The organism is Thermocatellispora tengchongensis, from assembly GCF_014202315.1.
GTDB classification, from domain to species: domain Bacteria; phylum Actinomycetota; class Actinomycetes; order Streptosporangiales; family Streptosporangiaceae; genus Thermocatellispora; species Thermocatellispora tengchongensis.
Window position 1 is genome coordinate 45,397 of sequence record NZ_JACHGN010000005.1, and the last position, 12,047, is coordinate 57,443.

Genomic DNA, 12,047 nt, shown 5'->3' on the forward strand with positions numbered 1-12,047 from the left:
GGACGGTGCCGGGGTCGCTGAGGCACGATGAGGGAATGGACGCTTCGTCGGTGGCCGTGTTGCGCGAGGTGCTCGCATCGACGGGCTGGGTGGAGCGCACCCGCGAGTTCGCGCGCCCGCTGCGCGCGACCCGCTCCCCCGGCGGCCTGCTGCTGGTCGGCACCCCCGAGGACGAGCCGTGGCACCTCACCGCCCACCTCGACGACGAGGCCAAGCTGTCCGGGCTGCCGCAGCTCGCCCCCACGCTGGTGCGCTGGCAGGTCCCGCTCGACGCGCCCGCCCACCTGAGCGTCGGCATGGAGCGCCTGCGCGAGGCCGGGCGGGGCGAGACCCTGTTCGTGGTCTCCGAGGGCCCCCGCGCACCGGTGCCCCTCCTGGAGCGGGTGGACGACGCCCGCCGCTCCGGCGCCACGATCCTCGCCCTGGACGGCGGCGACCCCGAACTCGGCGGCCTGGCGCACGACGCCCTGGCGATCCCCGGCGACGGCCCGGTCTCCTTCGACGGCGCCCAGCACCTGGTCAGCATGGCCGCCGGCGAGCAACCCCGCCGCCCCAACCTCCGCGACCGCCTGGCCCGCCTCCTGGACCGCGTAAGCGGCCCCCGAATCCCCGACTGACCCTCCCGCCCGTCCAGGGCCCCAACAGGCGAACACGCGCGCCCGCTGCGCGGTCTGGTGCGCAGCCACAGCCGACTGGATGCGTTTGCAGGCGGGGGCCGGCATCAGTTAGAGACCACTTTGCGTCTGTAGAGAGTGAAGTGGATTCGACCACCTCGGAGCGATGGCGTTCGCCCCTGAGGAGTGCGTCATGCGCGAAGATCACCCTCGGGCGGCGGTTGGGGGGTGGGGTGGAAGCGGTGGGCGAGTTGGGGGGCCAGGAGGTCGGTGGCCTGGCGGAGGGCGGAGACGACGACGGCTTGCACCGGGTCGGGTTCGCCTGATCTGGTCCTGCTTACGCGGGTCACCGCGTCGATTCGCCGGGCGCCGACGCCGCCGATGTCGGTGACCACCACCTCGCCGGCGGGGACTTCGAGCAGGGCCAGCTCCGGCACGATCGCCACGCCGTGCCCGGCCGCGACCAGCGCCAGTGTGGGCGGGAACTCCTGGATCACGTGCACCCGGCGCGGGGTGAAGCCGTGCAGGCCGGCCAGGCGTTCCAGGGCCTGGCCGCACGCCTGGTCGGGGACGCCGGCGACCCAGGGCAGCTCGGCGAGGTCGGCCACCTCGCGCGGGATCTCCGGCCATCCGGGCGGGGCCACGATGCGGTACTCGTCCACGTACAGGGGGTGGACGGCGATCGAGGGCTGGACGGGCAGGGGGAGGCTCATGTCCTGCTCGGTGATGGCGACGTCCACCTCGCCGAGGCGCAGCGCGTGCAGGGCGGGCGGGCCGTACATCTCGCGGATGGAGGGGACGATCTTGGGGTGCTCCTGCGCCAGGGCGCCGATCGCGGGCAGCAGCAGGTGCCGGATCACCGTGGGGTACGCCGCGATGGCGACGGGGCCGGCCAGGCGCTCGGTGAAGCGGATCAGCTCCCGCCTGGCCTCGACCAGTTCCTCCTCGATGCGCTCGGCGTATCCGGCGAGGACCCGGCCGGCGGGGGTGAGCGTGACCCGGCGCCGCGAGCGGTCCACGAGCGGCAGCCGTACCTCGCGTTCGAGCTGGGCGAGCTGCTGGGAGACGGCGGAGGGGGTCAGGTGCAGCGCTTCGGCGGCGCGCATGACGCCGCCCCGCCTGGCGACCTCGTGCAGGATGCGAAGCCGCCGGGGATCTATCTCCATGCAGGTCAGCTTACGCGCCGCTTAAGAATTCGTTATTTGTGCTGCAGCGTCGTCTGCGGCGACCATACCCGTGTGTCGCTTCTCATCGACGTCATCGGCTGGGCGGGGGCGGCCGTCCTGCTGCTCGGCTACGGTCTCGTCTCCACCTCCCGCCTGCGCGGCGACGGCCCGGTGTACCAGGTGATGAACCTGGCCGGGGCGTTCGGGCTCATGGTCAACTCGGCGTACTTCGCGGCCTGGCCGTCGGCGATCCTCAACGTGATCTGGTGCCTGATCGGCGTGGTCGCGCTGACCCGCCTGGTCGCGGCCCGCTCCCGGGCGTCGGCGCCCGCCGGGCCGCGCCATGACGGGTAGCGCTCGTCTCGCTGTCAGTCGCCGTCCCAGTCGCGGTCGGCCTCGCGCCAGGCCTTGTTCCGCTCCGCGGCCGTCTTCAGCGCATCGGCCGCGGCGGCCTCGCTCTCGTACGGTCCCATGCGGTCCTTGTTGGGACAGCCCTCTTCGGGCTCGACACGCATGTGCTTCAAACAGAACCACCAACGACCATCGCTCACAGCCCAATCCTGCCCGCTCCGCGGCCGAACTAGACTTGCGGGCATGACGACACTGCTCCAGCCCGGGCGGATCTCGCCCACTCGCAAGGTCCCCGCCCAGATCGAACGGCCGGAGTACGTCGGAAAGAAGTCACCGCGCACGGGCGAGCCCGACGTCAAGACCCCCGAGATCATCGAGCGCATGCGCGTCGCGGGCAAGATCGCCGCTCAGGCCCTGGCGGAGGTCGGCAGGCACGTCGCCCCCGGGGTGACCACCGACGAGCTCGACCGGATCGGCCACGAGTTCCTGTGCGACCACGGCGCCTACCCCAGCACGCTCGGCTACCGCGGCTACCCCAAGTCGCTGTGCACCTCGATCAACGAGGTGATCTGCCACGGCATCCCCGACGACACGGTGCTGCAAGAGGGCGACATCGTGAACGTGGACATCACCGCCTACATCGGCGGGGTGCACGGCGACACCGACGCCACCTTCCTGGTGGGCGAGGTGGACGAGGAGTCGCGCCTGCTGGTCGAGCGCACCCGCGAGGCCACCAACCGGGCCATCAAGGCGGTCGCCCCCGGCCGCAGGCTGAACGTCGTGGGCCGGGTCATCGAGGCGTACGCCAAGCGGTTCGGCTACGGCGTGGTGCGCGACTTCACCGGCCACGGCATCGGCACGACCTTCCACTCCGGCCTGATCGTGCCCCACTACGACGACCCGTCGCTGGAGACGGTCATGGTGCCGGGCATGACGTTCACCATCGAGCCGATGCTGACCCTGGGCACCATCGACTACGAGATCTGGGACGACGGCTGGACCGCCGTGACCAAGGACCGCAAGCGCACCGCCCAGTTCGAGCACACCGTGCTGGTCACCGAGACCGGCCACGAGATCCTGACCCTGCCCTGATCCCCGGCCCGCCCCTCAGCTCGCCGGGGCGGCGGCCGAGACCGTGGTGCCCTCGCCGTGCACGCTGTTGACCCGCACGGCGCCGCCCACCTCGGCGAAGGCCGCGCGCATGGCGGCGATGCCGCGGCCGGTCACCGGCTCGGCGAAGCCGATGCCGTCGTCGCTGACGGTCATGCGCAGCCCCGAGGGGGCCATGGTGATCGCGATGGCGACGGTGCGGGCGTGGCTGTGCCGGGCGGTGTTGGACAGGGCCTCGCGCAGCACGGTCATCACGGCCCGCGACAGCGCGACCGGCACGTGCCCCTTGGGGAGCGCCCAGACCTCGACGGTGATGCCGGTGCGCTCGGACCACTCGTCGAGATGCTCCTCGATCGCCTCGGCCAGACTGCGGCCCCCCCGCATGCGGGTTTCCTCGGTCACTTCGCCACCAACGCCCTTCCGCACGCCGGACACCACCGCTCCCCCGGACGGGTCGCATGCCCGCGCGCTGCCCCCGAGGAAACCCGGTGCGGCACGGGAGCGCCGCCCCGCTGATGCCTCTCCCCCACCCGTCAGGCTACCCGCCTGGTCACGGGGGCGAAGCTGGAAGATAGCCATCCGTGGCGGGGAGGCTATTTCGTACCGCCCTCTTTACTGAGCGCGATCCCTTTTGTTGAGTTCGGCCAGGTAGTCGTTGTACGCGTCCAGATCGGCGTCGCCGCTGCCCCCGGTGCGCGCGGCGACGGCGTCGGCCCTGCGGTCGGCGCGGCGGGCCCTGCGGTCGTCGTCGCGCCACCACTGGATGGCCAGCGCCAGCAGCACGACCAGGGTGGGGATCTCACCGAAGCCCCACGCGATGGCGCCGCCGGTCTGCTGGTCGGCGATGTCGGAAACCCCCCAGGTGCGGCCGAGCTGGTCGTACCAGTCGGAGGCGATGGGGGTGCCCATCATCATCAGCGCGATGCCGAAGAACGCGTGGAAGGGCATCGTGACGAACAGCGTCAGCAGCCGCCCCACGTGCGGCAGCCGGTACGGCGCCGGATCGACGCCGATGATCACCCAGAAGAACAGGCTGCCGCTGATCAGGAAGTGGGCGGTCATGGCGATGTGCCCGAGGTGCTCCTCCATCGCGGCGGCGAACAGCGGCGTGAAGTACAGCGCGTACGTCGAGACGATGAAGATCGCGGTGGCGACGGCCGGGTGCGAGAGCACCTTGACCGCGCGGCTGTGCAGGATGACGGTCACCCACTCGCGCGGCCCCCGGTCGCCGCGGCGGGTGGCGGGCCGCAGCGCGCGCAGCGCCAGCGTGACCGGCGCGCCGAGCACCAGGAAGATCGGCACCATCATGGACAGCGTCATGTGCTCGACCATGTGCATGCTGAACAGCACCTGGGCGTAGCGGGCCAGGCCGCTCTGGGTGGCCAGGACCATGATCAGCACGCCGACGAGCCACGAGATCGTACGTCCCCACGGCCAGGCGTCGCCGCGGCGGCGCAGCCGCCACACGCCGGCGAGGTACAGGCCGGTCAGCAGCGCGGCGACCACCGCGAAGAACAGGTCGAACCACCACAGCGTGACCAGGTTGGCCAACGAGATCGGTGGCGGGACCGGGTAGCCGAGCAGCTCGAAGGCCCGATCGACCGGCAGCGGGCTCTCGGGCGGGGCGGTGCGGCCCAGGGCCACGGCGACGCCGACGACCGCGAGCATCAGCACCAGCTCGCCGGCCACGAGCCGGGCGAACGCCCCCGGCCTGCCGCGCTCCAGCTCGGGCAGGGTGCGCCGCCGGTGCCACCAGCCGACCGCGCCCAGCCCGGCGTACAGGACCGCCTTGACCACGATCAGCAGCCCGTACGCCGTGGTGAACAGCTCGGTGACGGAGGTGAGCCGGGCCATGACGCTGAACACGCCCGACAGGCCGACGGCGACGAAGCACCACAGCGCCATCCGGGAGAACCGCGCCGCCGCGATCTCGACCTGGGGGCGCTTGAGCAGCGCGTGCGCGCACAGCACGGCCAGCCCGCCCACCCACAGCGCCAGCGCGACCAGGTGGAAGGCGACGCCGCTGGTGGCCAGGGAGTGGTTCGGCGAGGAGGAGGAGTGGCCGGTCAGCGCGGGCGGCAACAGCGTGGCCAGGGCGAGCAGCAGCAGCCCGGCCGCCGCGCCGGAGGTGATCGCGCCACGGGAGAACAGCGCGATGGCGACGGCAAACAGCACCACGAGGGTGAGCGCGATGCCCTGGGAGACCTGGCTGGCGAAGCTGATCAGCTCGTTGCCCGCGATCACGTCCAGCACCGGCACGCCGATCGACTCCGACAGCGTGAACACCATCGTGGCCGCGGCGGCGACCGCCCAGCACAGCGCGCTCCAGGAGGCCGCGCGGACGTAGCCCAGCGCGGCCTTGCCGAGCATGCCCTTGTCGCCGGGCAGGAACGCGGCGGCCATCAGCAGCGCGCCGACGGTGACCAGGCCGGCGACGTCCATGGTCAGCTTGGAGATCGGCAGGCCCCACCGGGTGAACGGGCCCTCGTCGGGCAGGCCGGGGATGATCCGCGGGGTGGCCGCCCCGCCCGCCAGCATCGCGACGGCGAGCGCGACGACCGCGGCCGCCGCGGCCAGGACCGCGATGCGGGCGACCCGCCCGGTGGGCGCTCCCCGATCCGCGCCCCTGGAGGCCGTGCCCATGCTCCCCTCGCTCCGCCCGGTCATGGCCGCTTCTTCGGCCGCAGACTGAAGTACATGCCGATGCCGATGCCGGCCAGGCCGCCGACCGCGATCCACAGCCACGCCGGGATGCCGCCGCCCCCGGCCTCCTCGCGGGTCGCCGCGACCTGTGTCGCGGGGGCGGCGGGGGCCGGGGTGGTCGCGGTCTCGGCCGGGCTGGTCGCGGGGGTGCTCTCGGGGGTGCTCTCGGCGGCGGCGGGCGTGGGGGACGCGGAGGCGCCGCCGACGACGGTGAACGGGATCTCGCCCTCGATGGGGTGGCCGTCGGAGGAGACCACGCGGTAGGCGATCGTGTACTTCCCCGGGGGCAGCGGCCCGGTCACGGCCTGGGTGACCACGGTGCCCTCGACCTCGGCCTCGCCGCTGTGGTGGCGGGAGCCGTCGGCGCCGGTGACCAGGACGGTCGGCAGGCGCACCTTGCCGGTGAACTCCAGCGTGACCTCTCGCACGCTCTCGACCTCGGCGTTCTTGGCCGGGTCGCTGCGCTTGAGCGCGTCGTGGGCGAGCGCGGGCGCGGCGAGGCCGAGCAGGACGGCGATGACGGCGAGCGGCAGCCAGAGCGCGGCGCCGAGCGGGGAAGTCTTCATGGCACCCCCAGGCTACCGACCCCCCGCCCCGGTCCCGACCTCGCGCCGCCGAACGGGCCCGTGACACCCGGACGGCGCCGCCCCCGGCCGGGGACGGCGCCACGTGAAGCCGGTCCGGGACCGGATCGGGTCAGAGGCCGGCGCAGGCCAGGGCGCGCTGGTAGGCGGCCACGCTGCCCTCGTGGTCCTCGGCGCTCTCCAGCACCTCGGCCACCGCCCGCCACTGCGGCGCGGTGGCGCTGGCGAGCGTGACACGCTCCAGGTTGCGCCGGGCGGCCGCGATGGCGTCGCGGGCCTCCTCGCCGCGTCCGGCGGCGGCCAGGGCCGCGCCCAGGACGAGGCTGCAGTCGGGGTCGGTCCTCATCGCGCTCTCGGTCACCAGCTCGCAGGCGGCCTCGGCGTGGGCCATCGCCTTGTCGCGGTTGCCCAGGCTCAGCTCGACCATCGCCAGCTCGACCTCGCACTCGGCCCGGTCGCCGACGCCGGCCGAGGACTCGGCGAGCTCGCGCCGGCAGCGCAGCATGATCTCGCGGCACTCCTCGGCCTCGTCGGGCCGGACCCGGAAGCGCAGCGCGGTCTGGGCGAGCCTGAGCCGGGCGAGGTTGCGGGGATCGGTGGTGGTCTCGGACTGGATGGCCAGCGCCTTCTCCACCAGCGCCAGCGACTCCTCGCCGTGCCCGGCCTTCTCGGCGATCAGGGCGGCGTTCCAGCAGGCGGCGACGGTGGCGCGCGGGCTGCCGAGCATGTCGGCCGCGGCCAGCAGCTCGGCGGCGAAGTGGCGGGCCCGCAGTATGTCGCCGCGGACCAGGTAGGCCCCAAGGAGCGTGGCGCCCAGCTCGACCAGTTCGTCGGTCCACACCGGGCGGGCGCCGCTCATCAGGATCTGCTCGCCGATCTGCACGGCGGCGGTGAGGTCGCCGCGCTCGCGGTAGCAGCGCGAGAGCACCATGGCGACCGCGATGTGCCGCTCGGGGGTCATGGTCTCGGGGGCGGAGGCGCGCAGGCCGTTGAGCGTGGCGATGGCCGCGTCGAGGTCGCCGCACGCCTCCATGGCCAGCGCCAGGCCGTACTCGGCGTCGCGGCGGAGGTGGGCGAGCCCGGCGAGGTTGTTGTCGGCCACCAGCTCGGCGTAGCGGCGGCGGGCCTCCATCACCTCGCCGTTCTCCAGCGCCATGCGGGCGTAGCCGAGTTCGAGTTCCAGCTCCTGCATCTGCTCCGCGGTGACCCCGTTGACCAGGTAACTCAGCGAGCAGTCGAGCTTGGCGGCGAGCAGCTCCAGCACGGCCGGGGTTGGCGTTCGCTTGCCGCTTTCGATAAGAGATACATAACTGTCCGACAGCTCGGGATGGGCGAGCTGCGCCTGGGAAAGACCCCGTTGACGCCGGATCGCCTTGATGCGCTGACCTACGAGATCTTGACTCACCCGAACCCCTTGCGAAAATGTCTGCGAACCAACCCAACGAGCGGAGCGACACATGCGCCGATACCTGACACTCGCCGCCCTTGCTGTACTTTTGTCGGCCTTCGTGGCCACTCCTGCACATGCTACGGCCGCCGAGGCCCCGGGGTCTTCCCTTAGCTCCTTCGGAGTCCCCATTTGCTGTTAGCCTGCGCGTAAGGCGAGGAACATGTCCACGCGGTCGGTCATCGTCGACAGGTCGCGCCCGGTCAGTTCCTCTACCCTCCGGATGCGGTATCGCACCGTGTTCACATGTACGTGCATACGCTCGGCACACGCGTTCCACGAGCCCGCGCACTCGAGGAACGTGCCGAGCGTTCGCACGAGCTCCGACTGGTGCCGGCGGTCGTAGTCGAACAGCGGCTCCAGCAGGCGCGCGGCGAAGGTCCGGCGCACGTCGTCGGGCACGGTGGCGAGCAGAAGCGTGTGCGTGTAGATTTCATCGCTGGTGACCAGGCCGCCGTTACGCATCTCGGCCAGGCGCCGGGCGTGCCGCGCCTCCTCGATCCCGCCGCGCAGGGCCCCCGGCCCGCTCAGCGTGGCGCTCATGCCCACCGACAGCCGCAGGCCGGGCACCCCGGCCGAGAGCGCGGCGATCCCTTCGCCGATCCGCCGGGCCAGCTCGCCGGGGCCGGCGCCGGGGTCGTCCAGCGGCACCAGGGCGAGCGCGCCGTCGGCGTGGACGGGCGCCACGATCCGCCGCCCGAGCAGCTCCTCCACGATCCGGCCGCCGAGCGTCGCCCGGTCGGGTCCCCTGGTGGCCTCGGCGCGGGCGGCCGTGGCGCTGAGCACGCAGTAGGGCTCGTCGGGGCCGATGCCGCAGGTGCGCAGGCGCGCGGCCACCTCTCCCGGCTCCCCGCCCACCGCCACCGCGCCGATGAGCTGCTCGGCCAGCCTGCGCTCGACCCGCCGCCCCTCCTCCATCCGGGTGCGTTCCAGGGCCACGCACGCGGCCAGCTCGTAGCCGACGTCGGCCCGCTCGGCCAGGTCGCCCGCGCACACCAGCGCCCACCCGGCCGCCCGGTGGGCCCGGCCCACCCCGAAGATCGTGTAGGTGCCCTCGGGCAGCCGCACGACGTGCGGCAGGCGGGGTGCGAGCAGGTACTCCCTGGCCAGCCGGGCGGTCGGCAGCCCGGCCTGGTCGCCGGCGATCACCTCGCCGACGGCCGAGACGACCGCGCCGCGTACGTCCAGCTCGCGCACCATGAGCGCGAACAGCTCGGCCAGCCCGGCGCCCTCGGCGACCGCGGCCACGATGCGGCGGTGGCGGCCGAGCGCGTCGCGCATGTCGGCGGCCAGCCGGGCGGCCAGCAGCTCGCTGATGCTCTTGAACGACACCTCGGTGGGCACGGCCAGCAGCGGCAGCCGGTGCGCGCGGCATGCCTCGACGAAGTCGGCCGGGACCTCGCCCAGCCGGGCCAGACCGGCCCCGACGGCAACCACGCCGCCCTCGGCCAGCGCCGCGGCGAACGGCTCGGAGTCGCCCGGCCCCTGCCGCCACATCAGCCCGGTGAGCACCAGCTCGCCGCCGGCCAGGTAGCGGCGCGGGTCGGGCAGGTCGGTGATGTGCACGGCGGTGAACTCGCGGTCCAGATGCTCCGCACCGGACAGGACGGTGATGCCGAGTTCGCCGATCGCGAGCAGATCACGGATGCGCACAGCAAAGCGTAACCCGGCGGGTTTGGAGGAAGATACAAGCCCGCTGCGCCGCCGGGCCCGGCGTTTCATCGCGCCCGTGCCTAGGCCGAGGCCGGCCGGGCTGGTGTACTGCCGCTGTGAGGGAGCGTAGCGGGCGAGCCGATGGGCACGGCGGCATGCCCTCGGCCCCGGCGGAGGAGGGGCCGTGAGCGGCATGGACACGCGCGTGGCGGGGGGCGTGGGCGCGAGCGCTCTGCGTCCTGACGGCACGCTGAAGGTGACCGGGGAGTTCGCGTACTCCTCCGATCTGTGGCTGGACGACATGGTCTGGGGTGTGACGCTGCGCAGCCCGCACCCGTCCGCGCGCATCCGCTCGATCGACGTGACGCCCGCGCTGGCGATGCCGGGCGTGCTGTGCGCGCTCACCCACGAGGACGTGCCCGGCCTGAAGTTCCACGGGCTCGACCACCCCGACACGCCGGTGCTGGCCATCGACCGGGTGCGCTACCAGGGCGAGCCGGTGGCGCTCGTCGCGGCCGACCATCCCGAGCGGGCCAGGCGGGCGGCGGCGGCGATCGTGGTGGACTACGAGGTGACCGAGGCCGTCACCGACCCGTGGCGGGCCGCGTTCGACCCCTCCTGTCCCAAGGTGCAGGAGGGCGGCAACGTGCTGCGGCACCAGCCGGTGCGGGTGGGCTCGGTGTTCGAGGCGCCGGTGGTGGTGACCGGCGAGTACGAGGTCGGCATGCAGGACCAGGCGCCCCTGGGCCCGGAGTCGGGCCTGGCGGTGCCCGCCGAGGACGGCGGCGTCGATCTGTTCGTCGCCACCCAGTGGCTGCACGTGGACCGCGACCAGATCGCGCCGTGCCTGGGCCTGCCGCCGGAGAAGGTGCGCATGACGCTGGCGGGCGTGGGCGGCGCGTTCGGCGCCCGCGAGGACCTGTCGATGCAGATCCACGCGTGCATGCTCGCGCTGCGCACCGGCCGCCCGGTGAAGATCGTCTACGGCCGGGAGGAGTCGTTCTTCGGGCACGTCCACCGGCACCCGGCCCGGATGCGCTACGAGCACGGCGCGACCGAGGACGGCCGGCTGGTCTACGTCAAGGCGGAGATCCTGCTCGACGGCGGGGCGTACCGCTCCTCCTCCCCCGCCGTGGTCGGCAACGCGGCCTCGCTGGGCGCCGGGCCGTACGAGGTGCCCAACGTGGCGATCGACGCGTACGGGGTGTACACCAACAACCCGCCGTGCGGGGCGATGCGCGGGTTCGGCGCGGTGCAGGCGTGCTTCGCCTACGAGTCGCAGATGGACAAGCTGGCCGAGGCGTGCGGGATCTCGCCGGTCGAGGTGCGGGTGCGCAACGCGGTCTCCCAGGGCTCCAGGCTGATCACCGGCCAGGTCATCGACTCCCCGGCGCCGCTCGCGGAGATGCTGCGCGAGCTGGAGGCGTTCCCGCTGCCCGAGGAGCCGGCCGCCGGCGGGCGCGACCTGCGCGCGCTGCCGGGCGGGGTGGCGCAGACCACCCACGGCGAGGGCGTGCGGCGCGGCGTGGGCTACGGCGTCGGGATCAAGAACATCTGCTTCTCGGAGGGGTTCGACGACTTCTCCACCGCCCGGGTACGCGTCGAGCTCGCGGGCGGCGAGCCGCACGTGCTCGTGCACACCGCCGCGGCCGAGGTGGGCCAGGGCCTGGTCACGGTGCAGGCGCAGATCGCGCGCACCGAGCTGGGCATCGACCGGGTGACGGTCGCCCCGGCCGACACCCGGGTCGGCTCGGCGGGCTCCTCGTCCGCCTCGCGCCAGTCGTACGTCACCGGCGGCGCGGTCAAGGCCGCCTGCGAGGCGGTGCGCGCGCGGCTGGACAAGCTGGCCGAGGAGAACCCGGGCCTCACGCTGCCCGAGCTGCTGGAGCGATCCGGGCCGGTGGAGGAGACGCGGGAGTACCGGCACCGGCCGACGTACCCGATGGACCCGGTCACCGGGCAGGGCGACTCGCACACCCAGCTCGCGCTGTGCGTGCACCGCGCGGTGGTGGACGTGGACGTGGAGCTGGGCCTGGTGAAGGTGGTCGAGCTGGCCGCGGTGCAGGACGTGGGCCGGGTCCTCAACCCGCTGGCGCTCGAGGGCCAGATCCACGGCGGCACGGCGCAGGGGCTCGGGCTGGCGCTGATGGAGGAGATCCAGGTGGTGGACGGGCGGGTGCGCAACCCGTCGTTCACCGACTACCTGATCCCCACCATCCTGGACATGCCGCCGATGCGGGTGTCGATCCTGGAGAACGCCGACCCGGCCGCGCCGTACGGGCTGCGCGGGGCGGGCGAGCCGCCGACGCTGTCCTCGACGCCCGCCATCGCCGCGGCCGTGCGTGCCGCGACCGGCCGGCCGCTGCCGCGGGTGCCGATCCGGCCCCAGGACATCGCCCTGCCCGCCTAGCCGAGGGCA

General features: G+C 73.4%; 11 protein-coding genes. 4 read left to right on the forward strand and 7 right to left on the reverse strand.

Annotated features, from left to right (window positions below):
• Window positions 1-35 precede the first annotated feature (35 nt).
• Window positions 36-617, forward strand: a complete 582-nt coding sequence (locus tag HNP84_RS12315; RefSeq protein WP_185049812.1) for a hypothetical protein — start codon at window positions 36-38, stop codon at window positions 615-617.
• A 188-nt stretch (window positions 618-805) separates the two neighbouring features.
• On the opposite strand, the gene HNP84_RS12320 is transcribed toward HNP84_RS12315, so the two are convergent.
• Window positions 806-1,780 carry a LysR family transcriptional regulator gene (locus HNP84_RS12320; RefSeq protein ID WP_185049813.1) on the reverse strand — a complete coding sequence of 325 codons (975 nt, stop codon included), beginning with the start codon at window positions 1,778-1,780 and terminating at the stop codon, window positions 806-808.
• Between the two features lie 72 nt (window positions 1,781-1,852).
• Between HNP84_RS12320 and HNP84_RS12325 the strand changes: the two genes are divergently transcribed.
• On the forward strand, window positions 1,853-2,134 hold the full coding sequence (locus tag HNP84_RS12325; RefSeq protein ID WP_185049814.1) for a CBU_0592 family membrane protein: 282 nt from the start codon (window positions 1,853-1,855) through the stop codon (window positions 2,132-2,134).
• A 14-nt stretch (window positions 2,135-2,148) separates the two neighbouring features.
• On the opposite strand, the gene HNP84_RS56690 is transcribed toward HNP84_RS12325, so the two are convergent.
• Complete coding sequence (locus HNP84_RS56690) at window positions 2,149-2,295, reverse strand: hypothetical protein (RefSeq protein ID WP_376771871.1); 147 nt, start codon at window positions 2,293-2,295, stop codon at window positions 2,149-2,151.
• Window positions 2,296-2,374: 79 nt separating this feature from the next.
• Between HNP84_RS56690 and map the strand changes: the two genes are divergently transcribed.
• Window positions 2,375-3,223: a type I methionyl aminopeptidase gene (map, locus tag HNP84_RS12335; protein WP_185049816.1), complete on the forward strand. Its 849-nt coding sequence runs from the start codon at window positions 2,375-2,377 to the stop codon at window positions 3,221-3,223.
• A 15-nt stretch (window positions 3,224-3,238) separates the two neighbouring features.
• Here map and HNP84_RS12340 read toward each other — a convergent pair whose 3' ends face one another.
• The 5 genes from HNP84_RS12340 to HNP84_RS12360 form a co-directional block, all read right to left on the reverse strand.
• Entirely contained in the window at window positions 3,239-3,643 is a 405-nt protein-coding gene (locus HNP84_RS12340; RefSeq protein ID WP_185049817.1) for a sensor histidine kinase, read from the reverse strand.
• 210 nt (window positions 3,644-3,853) lie between these two features.
• Window positions 3,854-5,908: a bifunctional copper resistance protein CopD/cytochrome c oxidase assembly protein gene (locus HNP84_RS12345; RefSeq protein ID WP_185049818.1), complete on the reverse strand. Its 2,055-nt coding sequence runs from the start codon at window positions 5,906-5,908 to the stop codon at window positions 3,854-3,856.
• Window positions 5,905-6,510, reverse strand: coding sequence for a copper resistance CopC family protein (locus HNP84_RS12350; RefSeq protein WP_185049819.1), 606 nt, complete (start codon window positions 6,508-6,510; stop codon window positions 5,905-5,907). The genes HNP84_RS12345 and HNP84_RS12350 overlap by 4 nt, the downstream gene beginning before the upstream one ends.
• A 130-nt stretch (window positions 6,511-6,640) precedes the next feature.
• Window positions 6,641-7,987 (reverse strand): helix-turn-helix domain-containing protein, encoded by a 1,347-nt coding sequence (locus HNP84_RS12355; RefSeq protein WP_185049820.1) that lies wholly within the window; start codon window positions 7,985-7,987, stop codon window positions 6,641-6,643.
• Window positions 7,988-8,113: 126 nt separating this feature from the next.
• Window positions 8,114-9,628 (reverse strand): PucR family transcriptional regulator, encoded by a 1,515-nt coding sequence (locus tag HNP84_RS12360; protein WP_185049821.1) that lies wholly within the window; start codon window positions 9,626-9,628, stop codon window positions 8,114-8,116.
• A gap of 193 nt (window positions 9,629-9,821) precedes the next feature.
• Between HNP84_RS12360 and HNP84_RS12365 the strand changes: the two genes are divergently transcribed.
• Window positions 9,822-12,038, forward strand: coding sequence for a molybdopterin cofactor-binding domain-containing protein (locus tag HNP84_RS12365; RefSeq protein ID WP_185050242.1), 2,217 nt, complete (start codon window positions 9,822-9,824; stop codon window positions 12,036-12,038).
• Window positions 12,039-12,047: the final 9 nt, after the last annotated feature.